The organism is Peribacillus sp. FSL P2-0133, from assembly GCF_037975445.1.
Lineage (GTDB): Bacteria > Bacillota > Bacilli > Bacillales > DSM-1321 > Peribacillus > Peribacillus simplex_E.
On the sequence record NZ_CP150254.1, the window covers coordinates 1,288,633 to 1,307,085 of the forward strand.

Consider the following 18,453-nt stretch of genomic DNA (forward strand, 5'->3'; position numbering starts at 1 on the left):
ATGCGTTGTTAATGGCATACATACTTACAACGAAGGTCATCTGTACCCTTCCCGAAAGGCTCCAAACACCCATAGTTCACAAACATATAGTGGTGATGCTGTAACCCGCTAATTCCTTGAACGGTGTCTTTTTTCGAAAAAGTAATAACATAACAAGTCTTCGGTTTTGTTGCGAAGGCGGGGATTGAAATAATTATGATGTTCCTCGTATCCTTTATATAAAAAACAATACATCGTGAAGGATTCATCGCGTTTGATTTCACTAACCTTAATATTCTCCTTGCGCAAATATCGCCTTACCTCGGCAAGTTCGTCTTGAACCACTTTTAAAATATGTTCGACTAGCTCCGAATAGGGCCTTTTTAATTTAAACGGACTAATTTCGATGACCTTGAGATCCCGGTTTAAGACTGTTATAACCATAGGGAGGTAGATGGCTTTTTCAATCATATTTCGGTCATCTTCTGGAATGCGGGTCATCTTGACCGCTCCTTTCTAAAGTAGCACGGTTTTTAATATTAGTATGTATACTATGTAAAAAAAAGAACGTTTGTTCTGTTTTTTTATCCTAATGTATTTTCAGTGTATATGCAAGCGGTTTTGATAAATCTAGAAATATTCGTTAACAAGATTATGTTTTCCGGAGTTAGGGAAAGTATGAAGGTATATGGATAATAATTCTTGCAATTTCAGGGGAAAGTGATATATCTAAAATAAACAGTTTTTAATAAGTTTATGCTGCTTGGATAGCAGCATGTCGAGGGAGATAATTATGGATTTGGATACTATACGTGAGTGGTTTACACTTGATCATATATCTGCACTTATTCAGCAATATCGCTCATTCGGTCCAATTCCCGGGATCTTACTGCCGATGCTGGAAGCTTTTTTGCCCTTTTTGCCTTTAGTGGTGTTCGTGCTTGCTAATGCAACGGCTTTTGGCCTATGGTGGGGATTTTTATTTTCTTGGATTGGTGCGGTAGCGGGTTCTTTTTTGATCTTTTGGATTATTAGAAGATATGGACAAACGAGGTTTTTCCGATTTTTGCAAAAGCATAAACAGGTGCAGAGGTTGATGGTTTGGGTGGAAAGCCATGGATTCGGTCCTTTGTTCATATTGCTCTGCTTCCCTTTTACACCTTCGGCCATCGTTAATATCGTGGCAGGACTTTCAAAAGTCAGTCCCTTGCAATATGGACTTGCAGTAGTGGGAGGGAAAGCGGTGATGATTTTTACGATCAGCTTCGTAGGTTACGATTTAGTATCCTTAATTCATAAACCTGTGCGTACGATCATTATCGGGATCGTCATCTTTATCCTATGGTATGTGGGGAAAAGACTTGAAGTCCGGTTAAATAAAAGCATGAAGAGGGAAGAAGGGCAATAAATTAGTATATAAATGCAGTAGGGGTTGAACTAGATGGAAAAAACAAATAAGAATTCTTTATCCGATTGGATAAAACCAGCGATGATAGCTTTTGTTATTTACATCTTAATCCGTACATTTTTCTTTTCAAGCTATGATGTTGAAGGGAAGTCGATGCAGCCGACCCTAGAAGATGGAAATAAACTTGTCGTGAATAAAATCAATTACCAGATTCATGATATCAACCGCTTTGACATTATTGTTTTTCATGCGAATTCACAAGAAGATTATGTTAAGCGAGTTATAGGGATTGCAGGTGACCAAATTCGTTATAAAGATGATTGGCTTTACGTAAATGGTAAGAAAGTGGATGAGCCTTATCTTGAGAAATTCAAGGAAGGTTTCCCGGAACAGGACTTTACGGGTGATTTTACATTAAAAGAATTGACGGATGTAACCAAAGTTCCGGAGGGCAAACTTTTTGTCATGGGTGATAATCGTCTTGAAAGTGCTGACAGCCGTCACTTTGGTTATATACCGGTTGAAAATGTTGTTGGTAAAGTGGATGTTCGATATTGGCCGGTCAAAGATTTCAATTATAAATTTACAGGTGAATGATCGTGGAAGCCCAAAATTATGTGGGCTTTTTCTTTTGGGGAAAAACGCGAACGTACGATTGGTGTTTTTTAAAGGGAAACGGTAAAATAATAGAAAGTAAATCTAATTGGAAACAGAAACCTAGTCATGGTGACTAAAGTATTTCTGGTATGATGGATCTAGATATTATGTTGTAAGGGGGAAAAAGAGATGTCACTCCGTTTTTTACTGGGAAGATCGGGTGCAGGGAAAACTTCGAATATATTGGACGAAATTCGCTCCAAATTGGCAGAAGATCCCGAAGGAAATCCAATTATCTACCTCGTTCCTGATCAGATGACGTTTCTATCTGAATATAAATTAATTAAAACACCAGGCCTTGCCGGAATGATCCGGACACAGGTTTTTAGTTTTAGCAGGCTTGCTTGGCGCGTTCTTCAGGAGACCGGGGGGATGAGCCGGCTGCATTTGGACAGCGTAGGCGTTAATATGTTGATACGGAAGATCATGGATGATAAAAAGGAAGAGTTAAAGATGTTTCGTCGTTCTGCTGATAAGCAGGGGTTCATTGCACAGATGGAGCTAATGCTGGCTGAGTTCAAGCAGTATTGCATCCAACCTGATGACATTCAAAACTATTTGGCCGAAACCTCGCAGGCTGGCAGCGGCATTCAGGATAAACTGCATGATCTTGAATTGGTCTATCAGGCTTTTGAGGATGAAATGGTTAACAAATATTTAGATTCAGAAGACTACTTCACTTTGCTGATCGAGAAAATGGCAGGTTCTTCCTATATAAGGGATGCGGATATATATATTGATGGTTTTTATAGTTTGACTCCACAGGAATTATTGATTGTGGAAGAAATGATCAAGCTGTGCAGGAGTGTAACGATCTCGCTGACGTTAGATCAGCCCTACAGACAATATGCTCCGGATGATTTACAGTTGTTCAGGCAAACGGGAAATCTATATCATCACCTTTATCAGGCTGGATTGAGGAATGGCATACCGATTTCAGAAGATCGAATCTTAAAAGGAACGGAAAGGTTTGGAAAGAGCCCAGGACTGAATCATCTGGAAACTTATTTTGCCATTCGACCTGCACAAACTTTTGAGCAGTCGCCTGATGTAACGATCGCCGAGGCAGTTAACCGCAGAGCCGAGATCGAAGGAGTTGCCCGGGACATCTTGTCGCTGGTCAGACAGAAGCAGCACCGTTTCAGTGATATTGCGATTTTAGTCCGGAATGGAGAAGCGTACGCAGATATTTTACAAACTGTTTTTCGGGATTATCAAATTCCCTTGTTCGTCGATTCCAAACGGACGATGCTGAATCATCCTCTGATTGAGCTGATTCGTTCCACTTTGGAGATCATCAATGGCTATTGGCGCTATGAGCCGGTATTTCGTGCCATCAAGACGGAGCTTCTATTTCCGCTGCAAAATAACCACGATAGAATGCGCGAACAGGTAGATAAGCTGGAAAACTATGTGCTGGCCCGTGGCATTAAAGGAAGCAGGTGGACGTCCAAAGATCGTTGGACCTACCGGCGCTTCCGCGGACTGGAACTCGAGGACCGGAATCAAACGGATAAGGAAATGCAGCTTGAGCAAGAGTTGAATGAGCTGAAGCAATTATTTACCGAGCCCATCTTGAAGCTCTCAAAACGTGTTAAAAAGGCTGTTAATGGCAGGGAATTGTGTGAAGCCCTTTATCTATATCTTGAAGAATTGCATGTATCGGAAAAATTGGAAAAGCTGAAACAAGAGGCAGAAGCAGCAGGTGATTTGGTATCGGCAAGAGAGCATGAGCAAACATGGAATGCAGTTGTCGACCTATTGGATCAATTCGTTGAACTGCTGAGCGGGGAAGAGCTTTCCATGAAACAGTTTGCAGTTATCATTGAAGCTGGTCTGGAGTCGCTTGAATTTTCTTTGGTACCGCCGGCAATTGACCAAGTATTGGTCGCTAATCTAGATTTATCCCGTCTGGATGATGTGAAGACAGCTTTTGTCATCGGCCTGAACGAAGGGGTTTTGCCAGGAAAAGCTGTATCTGACGGGATATTTTCAGATAGTGATCGTGAGGCGCTGCTGGCTGGTGGACTTGATGTTGCCCCAAGTTCAAAAGTGCGCCTGCTGGATGAGGAGTTTACAGCGTACAAAGCCTTTACTACGCCTGCTGAGGCCCTTTATTTATCATATCCGCTTGCCGATGAGGAAGGAAAGGCACTTTTACCCTCATCTTATTTGAAACGGGTAAGGGACGTATTGCCGAACGTGTCCGATGTGTATTATATGAACGATCCGTCCGATCTGCCTGCTGAGGAACAGGTGAAATATGCTGCAAATCATGATGTTGCCCTATCGTACCTGGCTGCCCAATTGCAGCTGAAAAAAAGGAACTATCCAATCCATTCACTATGGTGGGATGTATATAATGCCATTATGGATGATGAAATGGCCGGTCCTTCAGCAACTAAGGTTTTATCGAGTCTTTTTTATCAAAATAGAACAAAGAAATTATCTGAGGAAACAAGTAAGCAATTATACGGTGAGAGCATTCTTACAAGTGTATCCCGGATGGAAATGTTCAATAGCTGCCCGTTTTCCCATTATGCCGCTCATGGCTTGAAATTGCGGGAACGGCAAATTTTCCGTTTGGATGCCCCGGATATAGGCGAGATGTTCCATGGAGCGTTGAAAATGATTTCCGATTATTTAAAGGAACATGATATTCCATGGTCTGCATTGACCCCGGAACAATGCTTGGAACTGGCCAGAATTGCTGTGGAGAGACTTGCTCCTAAACTCCAAAATCAGATTTTGTTAAGTACGAACCGCCATCACTATTTACGCCGGAAACTGGAACACGTGATTGGACGGGCCTCGATCGTATTAAGTGAACATGCAAAGGTGAGCGGTTTTGCCCCAGTCGGATTAGAACTTGGATTCGGAAAAAATGGCGAGCTTCCTCCACTTTCTTTCACATTGAAAAACGGTACGAAGATGGAACTGATCGGGCGGATCGATCGCGTGGATAAAGCGGAAGAAGATGAGGGTGTCTATTTGCGTGTGCTCGATTATAAGTCGAGTGAAAAGGAACTGAACATGAGTGAAGTGTATTATGGACTCGCGCTGCAAATGTTGACATACTTAGATATCGTCGTCACCCATTCCAAGTCGCTTATAGGAAAAGAAGCGATTCCAGCCGGCGTTTTGTATTTTCATGTGCATAATCCTGTTGTCAAATCAAAGGGAATGCTCAGTTTGGATAAAATTGAAGAAGAAATTTATAAAAGTTTTAAAATGAATGGACTTGTACTAGATCATTCAAATGTCATTCAGATGATGGATACCTCGCTTGATATTGAAAATTCGGGTAAGTCGGATATCATTCCAGCTGGATTTAAAAAGGACGGATCGCTCCTTGCGGCTTCCAAAGTTGCCAGCAGGGAAGAGTTCTCGCTTCTGAATCATCATGTGCGCCGTATTTATCAGGAGGCTGGTGATCGAATGGTCGATGGTGATGTGGATATAACGCCATATAAATTAAAGGAAAAAACGCCATGTACCTTCTGTTCCTTTAAATCTGTATGTCAATTCGACCAGTCACTGGAGGAAAACCAATTCAGGAATTTGGCACAGAAGAAACAAAATGACGTTCTTGAGCTATTAAGGGGGGAGGGAGAGAACGATGAGTAAAACGAAAATTCCTGCTCTGCCAGGAGACGTGACTTGGACGGAAGATCAATGGAAGGCGATATGGGCTAAAGATCAGGACATTCTGGTTGCGGCCGCTGCAGGTTCAGGGAAAACAGCGGTGCTGGTCAATCGGATCATTCAAAAAGTCATTTCCGAAGAAGATCCAATCGATGTAGATGAACTGCTCGTCGTTACATTCACCAATGCCTCGGCTGCCGAGATGCGCCATCGGGTAAGTGAGGCATTAGAAAAAGCGATCAATGATAATCCGCATTCACAGCATTTGCGTAAGCAGTTGAGCTTGATTAATCGTGCTTCGATTTCCACACTTCATTCCTTTTGTTTAGAGGTGATCAGGAAGTATTATTATCTGACGGATATTGACCCGGGCTTCCGGATTGCAGATTCTACGGAGATCCAGCTGCTCCGTGATGAAGTGATGGAAGAGCTTTTCGAGGAGCAGTATGGCCAAAGTGATAATGAAGAGTTCTTTAATTTGGTTGATGCTTTCACAAGCGATCGAAACGATGATGCGCTTCAGAATATCGTTCGATCGCTTCATGATTTTTCGCAATCGAATCCTGATCCGGCCCGATGGCTCGATGGTGCTGCTAGCATGTATGAGTTGGCAGATGATGATGGGATTGATGATCTTTCGTTTATCGATTCATTGAAGTTTGATATTGGTTTACAAATGGACACTGCCAGGGACTTATTGGAACGCTCATTTGCGTTGACAAAAATCCCTGGGGGGCCGGCACCAAGGGCTGAGAACTATATAGCTGATCTTGCCCTGGTTGCTAAACTTTCGGAAGTGAAGGATCAATCCTGGAACGCTCTTTATGAAGAAATCCAAAATGTGAAATTTGGAACGGCAAAACGCCTTACTGGTGGAGATTTTATCAAAGAAGTTACGGATGAGGCTACCAAGTATCGTGATAAGGCGAAGAAGATCATCAAATCGTTACAGGAAGAGTTATTTTCCCGTAAACCGGAAAGCTATCTGCGTGATATAAGGGAGCTCAAGGGCTATGTCGATACACTTGTAATGCTTGTTAAACAGTTTGACGATCGATTCTTCGCTGCAAAAGCAGAAAAGAACTTGGTGGATTTCGCCGATTTGGAACATTATTGTCTTCAAATTTTGACAGGGGAAACTGTGGATGGTGAACGAAAACCTTCAGCGGCAGCCGTAGAATATAGGAGCCAGTTCAAAGAGGTACTCGTAGATGAGTATCAGGATACGAACCTGGTTCAGGAATCCATCTTAAAACTGGTGACGGCTGACGGCGAATATAATGGGAATCTTTTCATGGTTGGCGATGTCAAGCAGTCCATTTACCGTTTCAGGCTTGCGGAACCGAATCTCTTCCTTGGAAAATACACACGTTTTACTCATGATGGTGTTGATTCCGGACTGAAAATTGATTTAAACCGCAATTTCCGGAGCCGTAAGGAAGTTCTCGATGGGACCAATTTCTTGTTTCAACAGTTGATGGGCATTACAGTCGGTGAGATTGATTATGATGAAGATGCCCAATTGAAAAAAGGTGCCCCATATCCCGAAGACGATCTAAATCCGATCGAACTCCATTTAATTGATGGAACAGCCGATCCGGAAGCTCATTCGGAAACGGAAGGATCGGACGGCGGGTTTGAAGCCGAGGAGCTTGAAAAAGCACAGCTCGAAGCAAGGCAGATGGCCAAGCTCATTAAAAAGGCTATAAGCGAAAAGCATCGGATATATGATACGAAAACCAAAAAGTACCGATCTGCCACTTATCGAGACATGGTCATTCTTCTTCGATCGATGCCATGGGCACCGCAAATCATGGAGGAATTTAAAAAGCAGGGGATTCCAGTATATGCCAATTTATCGACAGGGTATTTTGAAGCGACCGAAGTGGCCATCATGATTTCCTTATTGAAGGTGATAGATAACCCGCAACAGGATATCCCATTGGCATCCGTTCTCCGTTCACCTATCGTCGGGCTGGATGAAGAAGAGATGTCACAGGTGCGTTTATTCCATACAGGAAGCTATTACGAAGCGCTAGCTGATTTTTACAGAAAGAGTGACCCGGAAGAACATCCGGGGCTTTATGAAAAAGCCTCTGCGTTTTATAAAAAACTAGTGAAGTGGAGGAAGCTTGCCAGGCAGGAAGCATTATCAGATTTGATCTGGCTACTATACCGCGAAACGCAGTTTTATGATTTTGCAGGTGGGATGCCGGGTGGCAAACAGCGTCAGGCCAATTTAAGAGCGCTCTATGACAGGGCAAGGCAATATGAAGCAAGTTCTTTCCGCGGTCTGTTCCGTTTCTTGCGTTTTATAGAAAGGATGCAAGAACGTGGGGATGATTTAGGGGCAGCTCGGGCTTTAGGGGAACAGGAAGATGTAGTCCGGCTGATGACGATTCACTCCTCAAAGGGGCTTGAGTTCCCGATCGTGTTCATTGCCGGCCTTTCCAAGCAATTCAATATGATGGATTTACGCAAGCCCTATTTACTGGACAAGGATTATGGCTTTGCGGCAAAGTATGTGAATTCCGAATTACGGATAACTTATCCATCCCTCCCTCAATTGGCTTTCAAGAAAAAAAAGCAACTTGAATTAATTGCCGAGGAGATGCGTGTCCTCTACGTGGCGCTTACAAGGGCTAAGGAGAAGCTTTATTTGATTGCCAGTATCAATGATGCTGAAAAAACGCAGCAGAACTGGGAAAGTAATGCGGCACATGGAGAGTGGCTATTAAAGGACTATGTACGGGCAGGTGCAAAAAGTTATCTTGATTGGATTGGTCCATCCCTTGCCCGACATCGGGATTCTCTTGGTGCTGCAGGTCTTGGCTTGGAAATGGAGTCGCATCCATCGAATTGGTCCATTTCCGTCATTCCAAGTGAAGAGCTTGCTGTTCTGGATGAGGAAGAGGCACTGGTTCAAGAGCAAATGCTTGATCATGTCCAGAAATCGGAGAAGGTCGGTATCGTTTCCGAGTTTTATGATGATATCAAGGAACAGCTGGAATGGGAGTACCCAGAGCATGATGCGACGGTGTATCGTTCCAAGCAATCCGTTTCTGAACTAAAACGTCAATATGAACTCAAGGACGAGCAAAGCTCCACAGAGTTGTTGCGTAAATTTAAGCGGCCTATCACGAAGCGGCCGACTTTCATGCAAGAAAAGTCACTGACCCCCGCTGAAAGGGGTACGATTACACATTTAGTCATGCAGCATATCGATCTATCTAAAGAGATTACCATTCAATCGATTCAGGAACTGATCGTTGACTTGATTCAACGTGAGTTGTTGACGGAGGAACAGAAAGAAGCTGTGGACCCTGAGACGATCGTCGATTTCTTTGACAGTGAAATCGGGCAAAGAATGCAGAGGGCCGGGAGCATTCGCCGTGAAGTGCCATTTACGATGTCGTTGCCTGCAAAGGAAGCTTATAGCGATTGGGCAGCTGGAGATGAAGAGATACTTATTCAAGGTGTGATCGATTGTATCTTTGAGGATGAACAAGGTCTTGTGCTCCTCGATTATAAAACGGATACCATCACCGGCCGTTTTGCTAGCGGGTATGAAGGGGCTAAAGAGATTCTTGCCGATAGATACCGGATGCAGCTTCAGCTTTATACGAGGGCTGTTGAAGGGATAATGAATAAGAAGGTAACCGGGCGTTACTTGTTTTTCTTTGATGGCTCGCATTTATTGGAAGTATAAGAGAGAAGGAGTGTCCCATTGATGTGGGACCTTCTTTTTGGTTAAATAAACAGAATAGTTTGAAAAAGTATAAATGCTTACTATATACTAGTGGAGAAAAATACCTTTTTAAAGGAGTAGAGAAGAGTATGACGAGTGAGATCAAGAGTAAGGGGTACTTTGGTGAGTTTGGTGGAAGCTTCGTACCAGGTGAACTTCAGGAAGTTATGGATATTTTGGAAACGGAATTCCTGAAATACAAGGATGACCCGGAATTCATTGAGGAGTTTCAATATTATTTGAAAGAATATGTCGGGCGCGAAAATCCGTTAACACTTGCGAAGAATTTAACGAAAAAGGTTGGCGGGGCAAAAATATACTTGAAGCGTGAGGATCTGAATCATACAGGTGCTCACAAAATTAATAATGCGATCGGACAAATCCTGCTCGCTAAACGGATGGGTGCTAAACGCATCATAGCAGAAACGGGCGCGGGGCAGCATGGTGTGGCGACTGCGACAGCATGTGCGATGTTTGGCATGGAGTGTGTGATCTATATGGGTAAGCTGGATACGGAGAGGCAGGCATTGAATGTCTTTCGGATGGAATTGTTGGGGGCAAAGGTCGTAGCGGTCGAAAAGGGACAGGGTCGATTGAAGGATGCCGTTGATGAGGCATTGAATGATTTGGTGCAAAACTATGAAAATACTTTTTACTTGCTTGGTTCAGCAGTGGGACCACACCCATATCCAACGATCGTTAAGCATTTTCAATCAATCATAAGTGAAGAATCAAAGCGCCAGATCCTTGAAAAGGAAGGAAAGCTGCCAACTGCCATCATTGCTTGTGCAGGAGGGGGAAGTAATGCAATTGGTGCTTTTGCTCATTATATCGATGAAGAAAATGTCCGTTTAATTGGTGTAGAGCCAAGTGAAGCACCAAGTATTTCGCAAGGTGTCCCGGCAGTATTGCACGGATTCAAAAGTTTGACGTTAGTGGACGAACAAGGGGAACCAAAACCGACATTTTCCATAGCAGCCGGATTGGATTACCCAAGCGTAGGACCCGAGCACAGTTTTTTGAAAGATAGCGGACGGGCGGAGTATGTAACGGTTAAAGGGGAAGAAGCTCTTGAGGCTTTTCAGGTATTATCCAAAACAGAGGGAATCATTCCAGCTCTCGAAAGCTCACATGCTCTAGCTCACGCCTTGGAGCTGGCGAAAGAGTTGACAAGAGAGGATATACTGATCGTCAATTTATCAGGCAGGGGAGACAAAGATGTCGAGCAAGTATTTAACATGTTAGAAAAATAGGCCGAATTTAAAAGCCTCCCTGGAAAGGGGAGGCTTTTTCTTAGACTAATTATTCCCTGTAATGGGCTGGTCGACCCCATTGACATCAAGGACATTACTACCATTCAGGCCATTGGCCGTAAAAACGATTGCAGCTGTGTTAGCTGAACCAGATCCGGTGACAGTTTTGCTGGAAGATTTCGGCGAAATGACGGCTGCATCCCCGAATAACAGGTTTCCTTCCGCGATATTGAATATTTGGACTGGACCGACAATAGCTGGCATATGAATTCCTCCTTTTAAAATTTAAGTGGTGTTGGTTGAACCCTCAATTGGTGTCTCTTCGGTTTTTTTAGGAATCTCCCGAATGTGTTTCACTCTTGATTCCATACGTGCATGGCCTACGTTCCCCACACCAACTACAGATGAGGTTGATATCCCGATTATATTGATATTGCCGACCCGTATGAAGGGATTCGGATTTGAAAAACTTGATATGACTGGTTCATTCAATCTCGGAATATAAAATGGTCTCTTGGAAATTTCATAATCTTCGAAATGAATATCGACTGACTGGAAAGTTTCGCTTTTCTTCTGGATTGCCAAGGCAAATGATTTTCCGTCAATATAAGAACAGTCTCCAATCTGCATGGTGGAGCTAAAAATGAGTGTCTTGGAAGATATAGACTTTACTTTTGATATTCTTGAAAACATCTCTTTTATCCTTTTGGAGCAAATGGGACGAATGGTCCGATGATAAGGGATTCCGGCGGGGTATCGAATGCGGAAGATAGTTGGACCGTTTGTACATCCCCTATGAGAAATAAAGCAGAGCTTGCTACACCGGTAATTTTAATATCTCCTACGCAAAGCTGGTGATTGGTTACATTAAACTCCATTTGGATTTCCTCCTGTCTCGGCTTGTGAATGGGTAATGAATTGAAATAATGCGGTTTGAATATCGGATTTCACCTTTTCCCTGATCTTTTCCTTGATATTATCCCTTTGCTGCGGAGCACGTTCCGCGTACGAAAGATTATCGAAATACATATTGATTCGTTGATGCAGCTGGCGTTCGACGTCCTGCTTAATAAAATCATGATAAGAGGGTTCCAATGATATTTTAAGCTGGTTTTCCGCATCGTGAATCATATTCTCCAAGTCTGAAAGTATATCGTTGTGAATTTCCTCGACGACGATCTCCCTGCCTGGAAATAGGTTAGGGCTAGGTTGAACAGGTTGGTTGTTGACGGCAAATTCATCAATGTTGTTAAGATCAGTTGGATTTAAACCGATATTCAATGTTCCATCTAGAGATTCGACCTTTAACTGATCGAATTTATATTCAATTTTATCTACATGGATTGGCGGTTTATTTTTCAGCTCGGCTAGTTCATCTTTCAGGCGTTTGAGTTCGTGTTCAAGTTTCATGATCCGTTTATCCTGGGCTTCAAGAAAACGCTGCATTTGTATGGAATATGAATATAGATCCTGATTCACGATTCAACACCCCACCTTCACATAAGTTAATTTTATATAAGACAGTATATGAAAAAGTTGGAGGTAGGTGAATGCCTATGAACTAGGAGCGGGTAAACGGGACGAAACTGGTTGATGGGACTACATCAGCTTCAATTTGTGGAGCAGGCTCAGTGAAGCCTCCGGTATTGGCTAAGGTGGAATATGGTTTAATAACCCCGGCGCTTCCTATTTGAAAAACGGATGAATTGGCGATGCTTTCAATTTTTATCATATTGATTTGTATGGTCTGGTGAATATTGAAGATCATGCTGACTCCTTTCTTAAAGCCATTAGAGATTTAAGACCAGTGGCTGATCGACACCATCTGTATCATTTGTATTTGTGGTGCTGTAGGCATTATAGAGGGATATGGATTCACCTGTATTAAAAGAGCCAGCACCTGCAAACGTTTTTGAGGTGGTATATGGACTAATCTTAAAGACGTCCCCAATATGGACAATTCCACTGCTACCGACGTTGATAACTTGAACGACTCCTACGATGGCTGGCAAGAAAATCACCCTTTTTTTATTCTGGTTTTTCCCTTGAATCTCAGGCCATGAGCCTATCACTGAAGGGAGTTTCAATGTATTGTATGTTGACTCATGATTGATGTGATTCATCTGCCTACCAATATATTGTTATATAACAATGGTAAATGTTATTGGAATTTTGATAACAGATATGGTAATATAATACTAATTCAGAATCTTCAAATAAAATTAGAGGTGAGGAAATGAATGTACCATTAGTATTATCGCATTTCTTGGATCGAGCAGCCTTACTATATGGCGATAAGAAAGCAATCATTGGAGATGACAAGGTTTTAACATACTTAGAGCTGAACGGCCGTGTCAACCAGCTTTCGAATGGTTTAAGGGACCTTGGAGTCAAAAAGGGTGACAAGGTGGCATATTTGGCACCTAACTCAATTGAAATGCTTGAAGGCTTTTATGGGGTCTTTCAGCTTGGGGCAGTAATCGTTCCATTGAATATCCGTTTGAAGCCTGCCGATTATGTATTCATTTTGAACCATAGCGAGTCAAAGGTCCTTTTCGTAGATCAGGAATTGTATCATCTAATTTTCCCTGTCAAGGATGAACTTGAATCGGTGGAGCACATAATCGTTCATTATAAAAATGAAGAGATAAATGAAACCGATTACAACCATTGGCTGGAACGTTATGATAACAAGTGCTTCAACCGGGAGTCCGTGGATGAAAATGATGTTTCGAGCCTCCTTTATACTAGCGGGACCACAGGAAATCCCAAAGGGGTGATGCTGACTCATCGCAATAACTATTTACATGCCCTGGGTGCGATGCATCATTTCAGGGTCAATGACCGCGATACATATTTGCATGTACTGCCGATGTTCCATGTGAATGGGTGGGGTGCCCCATTTTATTATACGGCAAATGGTGCCACTCAAGTTTGTTTGAGGAAAACCAGCCCCGAAATGATATTTGAGGCATTGCAAAAGCATAAGGTTTCCATAATGCATATGGCACCCACGGTTCTGAATTCGCTGTTTCAATATTATGAACGGAATGTTACGAATATCGAGCAGGATATCCGAATCGTCGTTGCGGGTTCCGCACCGCCTCCTGCATTCGTTACAAGGGTGGAAAAAGAGTTAGGCTGGGAATTCATTCAAATTTACGGAATGACTGAATCAACACCGGTTAGTCTGATATCGCTGATTCGTTCTGAATTCGATGATCTTTCTGAAAAAGAAAAATACAGAATGAAGGCGAAAGCCGGATATCCCATCATAGGCAGTGAGGTAAAGGTCATCCATGGCAATGGGGAGGAAGTGGCCCATGATGGCGTGGATATCGGGGAGCTCATCGTCCGCAGTCATGGAGTGATGTTAGGTTATTGGAAAAATGAAGAAGCGACAAGCCAGACACTAATAAATGGATGGCTGCATACTGGGGACATGGCCACAATCGATGAAAATGGCAATGTTGATATCGTTGACCGCAAAAAGGATATCATCATTAGTGGCGGAGAAAATATCTCTTCCATAGAAGTGGAAGGAGTACTCTACGAACATCCGGAAATTCTTGAAGCGGCAGTCATTGCCGTTCCGCATGAAAAATGGGGAGAGACGCCGCATGCCTTCATTGTGCCAAGAACGGGCGTGGAATTAACGGAGGATGATATAAAGTCCTTCACACGGGAAAAACTAGCTCATTTCAAATCAGTTACCAGTGTATCGTTCGTCGATGAGCTTCCAAAAACGGCATCGGGGAAAATACAAAAAATCCATCTCCGTAATGATTACTGGGAAATTAAGGGGAAATTAGGAAGATTCGTTAATTGATGCCTCGCTAACGCTGGTCAGAAATGATCAGCGTTTTTTCTGTTTCCCTTTAAATTCGGTTTCATATTAAACTATGAAGAGTAACTCATGCCATTGTTGGATATGGACGGTCATTTTAGGAGCACTGGAATTTGTTTCGAAAAAAGCATCCTGTTTAACGATAAAGTGTTACTATTATAAAATATTTCAAATTATTATAATTTTTCTTTTTCATCATGTTGATTCTAAGATTTTTGGATTGTGGGGGAGAGCATTGAAACGTATTCATTATAGCTGGGTTATTTTAATCATAACCTTCTTCTCGATTATTGTAGCGGGAATCGTTAGGTCATCATCGGGAGTATTCATCGTACCATTTGAAAGTGAGTTCGGGTGGGACCGGTCCGTCATTTCTTTAGCCTTCGCCATAAGTCTTTTTCTTTATGGATTATCGGGTCCATTCATGGCCGCTCTAATTGAAGTGATTGGATTGAAGAAAATGATGGTATTGGCCATGTCCACTTTATTGGGAGGGATTTTCCTCACTTTTTTCATGGAGCATGAGTGGCAGCTCATTTTAATTTGGGGAATTATCATTGGATTGGGTTCTGGAGTGTTTTTAACGGTTTTGAGCCCATATGTGGCAAATCGTTGGTTCGAGAAGAGGCGGGGGCTGGCGGTAGGGATACTCACGGCAAGTACAGCCACAGGCCAGCTCATTTTACTTCCGGTTTTAGCCATCATCATTGAGAATTATTCATGGAGATGGGCGATTGGATTAATTTTAATCCTTAGCTTGATCATGCTGGCAATCATCCTTTTATTCATGAAAAACAATCCGATGGAAGTTGGCACTCTTCCATATGGATTAGAAGAGGAAAGTCAGGAGGCTGTTATAGTCCAAAAGAAGAACCCCATCGCCATGGCTTTTCAGTCATTGATTGAAGCAGTGAGAGTGAAGGAATTCTGGTTATTGGCAGGAAGCTTTTTTATATGCGGTCTTTCAACGAGCGGGTTGATCGGCACACATTTCATTTCTTACTGCATTAGTTTTGGTTTACCGGTTGTGACGGCAGCATCACTGCTATCTTTCATGGGAATCTTTGATTTGATTGGTACGACTGTATCCGGGTGGTTATCAGATCGTTTCGATAACCGTTGGCTGTTGTTTTGGTATTACGCTCTAAGGGGTGCTTCCCTCGTATTACTTCCTTTTGCGCTAAATGAAGGCTCTATCGGTCTATTGATAATCTTCTCCGTTTTTTATGGCTTGGATTGGATAGCCACCGTTCCTCCAACCATAAGCATTTCAAGGCAAGTCTTTGGCATGGAGAAAAGCGGGATTGTATACGGTTGGATATTCGCGGCCCATCAGGTGGGTGCAGCAGTGGCGGCGTACGGTGGAGGGCTTATCTTCAAAATATTCAATTCCTATACATGGGCATTCTTTCTTGCAGGAATCTTTTGCTTATTGGGCAGCTTGTTTGTCATACTGATAAAAAAGCAAAAAGCGGTCACGAAAGTTAAAGATGATGCAATGGAGTTATAGAAAAGATGCTAAATCTGTATGGATGAAAGAGGGTGTACGGTATGAAGGGCACAATGGTACCATTGCAGGAAAATAAACGGATCGTAAGCATCGATGTTTTACGTGGATTAGCCATTTTAGGTATTTTTTTAGTGAATATGCCTTCTTTCCACTCTCCGCTCTTGTACATAGATGGTGCCGAGCGGTGGTCCGAGGGATGGGACAGGATTTTGTACAGATTCAGTGATATTGTCGCACAGGCCAGCTTTTATCCATTATTCGCCTTTCTGTTCGGTTTCGGGGCAATCATACTAGCTGTAAGGACTGAAGAAAAGGGTATTTCATTTCCTTTACTATATATGAAAAGGCTAAGTTTCCTGCTGATACTCGGGTGCATTCATGCTTTTTTCATCTGGCATGGGGACATCCTCATTAATTATGCTGTATTTGGGTTTGCATTTTTATTTTTTTATAAAATGAAGGGCAGGAATTTAATTCTGCTAGGCTCGGTTTGTTATGTCCTGCCTTTTGCGATATTGGGTTCGCTATTTCTTATATTGGGCATTTTTGATAGGGAAGGGATGGCAATAACGACTGATTCGGCGATGATGAAACAGTCTTTGGAAGTTTATCAATCTGGTACATTTACGGACATAATGAGTCAAAGGGCACTGGATTGGTATATGGTGAATAACCCTAATAATGCCATTATCCTTTTTTTATCGATTTTTCCGTTTTTTTTAATTGGAGCAGGCGTTGCAAAACAAGGCATTCTCCAAAATCCAACCCAATATAAACGACAATTGAAGATGATTTCGATTGTAAGCTTGCTATTGGGCATGTCAATTAAGATTCTGCCATATGTGACGGTTTACCATTTTGGTACGATATTCGTGCAGGATTATTTGGGAGGGCCGTTACTTACGATTTTTTATATCACGGCAATTACGCTTTTGGCGGAACAGGCAGGGGCTTTCCGCCTCTTACACCCGCTTTCGTATATCGGAAGGATGTCGATGAGCAATTACTTGTTCCAATCGATAGTATGTACGGCCATTTTTTATTCATATGGCCTTGGCTTATATGGATCAGTCTCTTATACGACAGGATTTGTTTTCTTAATAGCCCTGTTTTGCCTCCAAATTCTGCTTTCCTTATTGTGGATGGGGCTGTTTAAATACGGACCGGTTGAATATATATGGCGTTTGGTTACATATGGTAAAAAGCCGGTTATGCGCAGGTAGGGACCAGTTAAGAAGAAATGTAAATGGTGTTCATTAAATTGTTGGTTTTACCCGTTCAGGTGATTCCTTAGTTTTGTTTTTTTGTAAAAGCCTATGATATGATGAAATGGAAACTGAACGAGGGGGCAAAAAAATGACACATATGCATATTACGGCTTGGGTTATCGGAATCATTCTTTTCTTTGTCACATATTCGATGCTTAAAGGTGGAAATCCGAAAGCGAAAATGCTACATATGATAACACGGTTGTTCTATCTATTGATTTTCCTGACTGGCGGTATGCTGATCACTGATTTTGGTGCTTACGCAGTAAAAATGATTGTTGGAATCATCGTGATTGCGGCGATGGAAATGGTGCTGGTCCGTACGAAAAAAGGGAAAAGCACAAGTGCCATGTGGATATTGTTCATCGTAGCGCTTATATTCGTCCTTTATTTAGGGCTTTCGCTGCCACAAGGAATGGACTTTTTTTAATACTGAATTGAAGACGGGTAAATGAGGAAACCTCATTTACCCGTTTTCTTTTATCCTTTATTGTGAATTCACTTTCTCAATGACGATCCTTTTTCCAGTGTTCAGGGTGAATTCAAAACGATCGTGATCCTTTTTCCCATAAGAAAAGTGGTGCTGGACGAGGCATATTTGGCTCTCATTATCAAAGGTGAAGAAATTCACGCCGGACTGGTTAGGGACGGCCCTTAAAAAGGTGAGCTGGTTATAACTATATATACAATCATAAATAGAAAAATCAAGTGAATTCAATGTCGTTACAAATTGGAAAAAGGAATCATCGTTCAATTCTTCCAATAAACGTTCAAAAGAGTAGAGCAGTTTTTTGCGTATCCGAATGGGCTCATTTTCCCTTAAGAAGGTGATTTCCCGGTGAAGCAAGATTTTCCCCTCTTCTTCAACTACTCCTTGCTGCCAGCGCCCACCCCTGTACACTTCAATGATGCTATCAACGTGGTCTTCAATGGAGCAGGCCTCATCTGTTTCATCATCGAAAAAAATCCATTGTTGATTGATATTTTCCACTGTTCCTTCGGTAAAAGCTCTTGTTTGCCTGTTCATTAACTTGATTCGTTGTTGCTGACTCATACATATACCTCCAATAGTGGAATCCTCACCTACTTTTTAGTCAAAATCCAATGAAAATATAACTGTATATTTTAAAATTTTATG

17 protein-coding genes are annotated in these 18,453 nt (G+C 42.3%); 9 read left to right on the top strand and 8 right to left on the bottom strand.

The annotated features are described in order from the left end of the window. Window positions 1-108 precede the first annotated feature (108 nt). The gene (locus MKY17_RS06195; RefSeq protein ID WP_098371342.1) at window positions 109-480 is read right to left on the bottom strand and encodes a hypothetical protein; all 372 of its coding nucleotides are present in this window, start codon (window positions 478-480) and stop codon (window positions 109-111) included. Between the two features lie 292 nt (window positions 481-772). Here MKY17_RS06195 and MKY17_RS06200 point away from each other — a divergent pair, with 292 nt between their 5' ends. The 5 genes from MKY17_RS06200 (at window position 773) to trpB (ending at window position 10,690) form a co-directional block, all read left to right on the top strand. Beyond that, window positions 773-1,387, top strand: a complete 615-nt coding sequence (locus MKY17_RS06200; protein ID WP_098371341.1) for a TVP38/TMEM64 family protein — start codon at window positions 773-775, stop codon at window positions 1,385-1,387. A gap of 33 nt (window positions 1,388-1,420) precedes the next feature. After that, the gene (gene lepB, locus MKY17_RS06205; RefSeq protein ID WP_098371340.1) at window positions 1,421-1,984 is read left to right on the top strand and encodes a signal peptidase I; all 564 of its coding nucleotides are present in this window, start codon (window positions 1,421-1,423) and stop codon (window positions 1,982-1,984) included. A gap of 189 nt (window positions 1,985-2,173) precedes the next feature. Beyond that, the gene (addB, locus tag MKY17_RS06210) at window positions 2,174-5,671 is read left to right on the top strand and encodes a helicase-exonuclease AddAB subunit AddB (protein WP_098371339.1); all 3,498 of its coding nucleotides are present in this window, start codon (window positions 2,174-2,176) and stop codon (window positions 5,669-5,671) included. Further along, window positions 5,664-9,398 carry a helicase-exonuclease AddAB subunit AddA gene (gene addA, locus MKY17_RS06215; protein WP_098371338.1) on the top strand — a complete coding sequence of 1,245 codons (3,735 nt, stop codon included), beginning with the start codon at window positions 5,664-5,666 and terminating at the stop codon, window positions 9,396-9,398. Before addB ends, addA begins: the two co-directional genes overlap by 8 nt. 128 nt (window positions 9,399-9,526) lie before the next feature. Beyond that, on the top strand, window positions 9,527-10,690 hold the full coding sequence (trpB, locus tag MKY17_RS06220; protein ID WP_098371337.1) for a tryptophan synthase subunit beta: 1,164 nt from the start codon (window positions 9,527-9,529) through the stop codon (window positions 10,688-10,690). A gap of 45 nt (window positions 10,691-10,735) precedes the next feature. Here the strand turns inward: trpB and MKY17_RS06225 are convergent, their stop codons facing one another. From MKY17_RS06225 to MKY17_RS06250, 6 genes are all read right to left on the bottom strand, one after another. Continuing rightward, window positions 10,736-10,954 (bottom strand): spore germination protein, encoded by a 219-nt coding sequence (locus MKY17_RS06225; RefSeq protein WP_098371336.1) that lies wholly within the window; start codon window positions 10,952-10,954, stop codon window positions 10,736-10,738. 21 nt (window positions 10,955-10,975) lie between these two features. Next, the gene (locus MKY17_RS06230) at window positions 10,976-11,383 is read right to left on the bottom strand and encodes a spore germination protein GerPE (RefSeq protein WP_098371335.1); all 408 of its coding nucleotides are present in this window, start codon (window positions 11,381-11,383) and stop codon (window positions 10,976-10,978) included. A 5-nt stretch (window positions 11,384-11,388) separates the two neighbouring features. Continuing rightward, window positions 11,389-11,568 (bottom strand): spore gernimation protein GerPD, encoded by a 180-nt coding sequence (locus tag MKY17_RS06235; RefSeq protein ID WP_098371334.1) that lies wholly within the window; start codon window positions 11,566-11,568, stop codon window positions 11,389-11,391. Continuing rightward, window positions 11,558-12,169, bottom strand: a complete 612-nt coding sequence (gene gerPC, locus MKY17_RS06240; protein WP_098371333.1) for a spore germination protein GerPC — start codon at window positions 12,167-12,169, stop codon at window positions 11,558-11,560. The genes MKY17_RS06235 and gerPC overlap by 11 nt, the downstream gene beginning before the upstream one ends. 82 nt (window positions 12,170-12,251) lie before the next feature. Continuing rightward, on the bottom strand, window positions 12,252-12,458 hold the full coding sequence (locus MKY17_RS06245) for a spore germination protein GerPB (RefSeq protein ID WP_098371332.1): 207 nt from the start codon (window positions 12,456-12,458) through the stop codon (window positions 12,252-12,254). 22 nt (window positions 12,459-12,480) lie between these two features. Beyond that, window positions 12,481-12,702, bottom strand: a complete 222-nt coding sequence (locus MKY17_RS06250) for a spore germination protein (protein ID WP_098371407.1) — start codon at window positions 12,700-12,702, stop codon at window positions 12,481-12,483. Window positions 12,703-12,926: 224 nt separating this feature from the next. On the opposite strand from MKY17_RS06250, the gene MKY17_RS06255 reads away from it, so the two are divergent. From MKY17_RS06255 to MKY17_RS06270, 4 genes are all read left to right on the top strand, one after another. Next, complete coding sequence (locus MKY17_RS06255; protein ID WP_339201507.1) at window positions 12,927-14,519, top strand: long-chain-fatty-acid--CoA ligase; 1,593 nt, start codon at window positions 12,927-12,929, stop codon at window positions 14,517-14,519. 253 nt (window positions 14,520-14,772) lie between these two features. Continuing rightward, entirely contained in the window at window positions 14,773-16,047 is a 1,275-nt protein-coding gene (locus MKY17_RS06260) for an MFS transporter (RefSeq protein WP_098371330.1), read from the top strand. Window positions 16,048-16,088: 41 nt separating this feature from the next. Then, window positions 16,089-17,270: a DUF418 domain-containing protein gene (locus tag MKY17_RS06265; protein ID WP_098371329.1), complete on the top strand. Its 1,182-nt coding sequence runs from the start codon at window positions 16,089-16,091 to the stop codon at window positions 17,268-17,270. A gap of 133 nt (window positions 17,271-17,403) precedes the next feature. Next, window positions 17,404-17,745 (top strand): YisL family protein, encoded by a 342-nt coding sequence (locus MKY17_RS06270; RefSeq protein WP_063232221.1) that lies wholly within the window; start codon window positions 17,404-17,406, stop codon window positions 17,743-17,745. 57 nt (window positions 17,746-17,802) lie between these two features. On the opposite strand, the gene MKY17_RS06275 is transcribed toward MKY17_RS06270, so the two are convergent. After that, window positions 17,803-18,369, bottom strand: coding sequence for a DUF2777 domain-containing protein (locus MKY17_RS06275; RefSeq protein WP_076367203.1), 567 nt, complete (start codon window positions 18,367-18,369; stop codon window positions 17,803-17,805). Window positions 18,370-18,453 lie beyond the last annotated feature (84 nt).

Excerpts from the sequence above, each read along its gene's own strand:
- addA (WP_098371338.1), top strand. The coding sequence starts at position 5,664 with ATGAGTAAAACGAAAATTCCTGCTCTGCCAGGAGACGTGACTTGGACG.
- MKY17_RS06235 (WP_098371334.1), bottom strand. The coding sequence starts at position 11,568 with ATGGAGTTTAATGTAACCAATCACCAGCTTTGCGTAGGAGATATTAAA.
- addB (WP_098371339.1), top strand. The coding sequence starts at position 2,174 with ATGTCACTCCGTTTTTTACTGGGAAGATCGGGTGCAGGGAAAACTTCG.
- MKY17_RS06265 (WP_098371329.1), top strand. The coding sequence starts at position 16,089 with ATGAAGGGCACAATGGTACCATTGCAGGAAAATAAACGGATCGTAAGC.
- trpB (WP_098371337.1), top strand. The coding sequence starts at position 9,527 with ATGACGAGTGAGATCAAGAGTAAGGGGTACTTTGGTGAGTTTGGTGGA.
- MKY17_RS06270 (WP_063232221.1), top strand. The coding sequence starts at position 17,404 with ATGACACATATGCATATTACGGCTTGGGTTATCGGAATCATTCTTTTC.
- lepB (WP_098371340.1), top strand. The coding sequence starts at position 1,421 with ATGGAAAAAACAAATAAGAATTCTTTATCCGATTGGATAAAACCAGCG.
- MKY17_RS06225 (WP_098371336.1), bottom strand. The coding sequence starts at position 10,954 with ATGCCAGCTATTGTCGGTCCAGTCCAAATATTCAATATCGCGGAAGGA.
- MKY17_RS06275 (WP_076367203.1), bottom strand. The coding sequence starts at position 18,369 with ATGAGTCAGCAACAACGAATCAAGTTAATGAACAGGCAAACAAGAGCT.
- MKY17_RS06255 (WP_339201507.1), top strand. The coding sequence starts at position 12,927 with ATGAATGTACCATTAGTATTATCGCATTTCTTGGATCGAGCAGCCTTA.
- MKY17_RS06195 (WP_098371342.1), bottom strand. The coding sequence starts at position 480 with ATGACCCGCATTCCAGAAGATGACCGAAATATGATTGAAAAAGCCATC.
- MKY17_RS06200 (WP_098371341.1), top strand. The coding sequence starts at position 773 with ATGGATTTGGATACTATACGTGAGTGGTTTACACTTGATCATATATCT.
- MKY17_RS06245 (WP_098371332.1), bottom strand. The coding sequence starts at position 12,458 with ATGATCTTCAATATTCACCAGACCATACAAATCAATATGATAAAAATT.
- MKY17_RS06230 (WP_098371335.1), bottom strand. The coding sequence starts at position 11,383 with ATGTTTTCAAGAATATCAAAAGTAAAGTCTATATCTTCCAAGACACTC.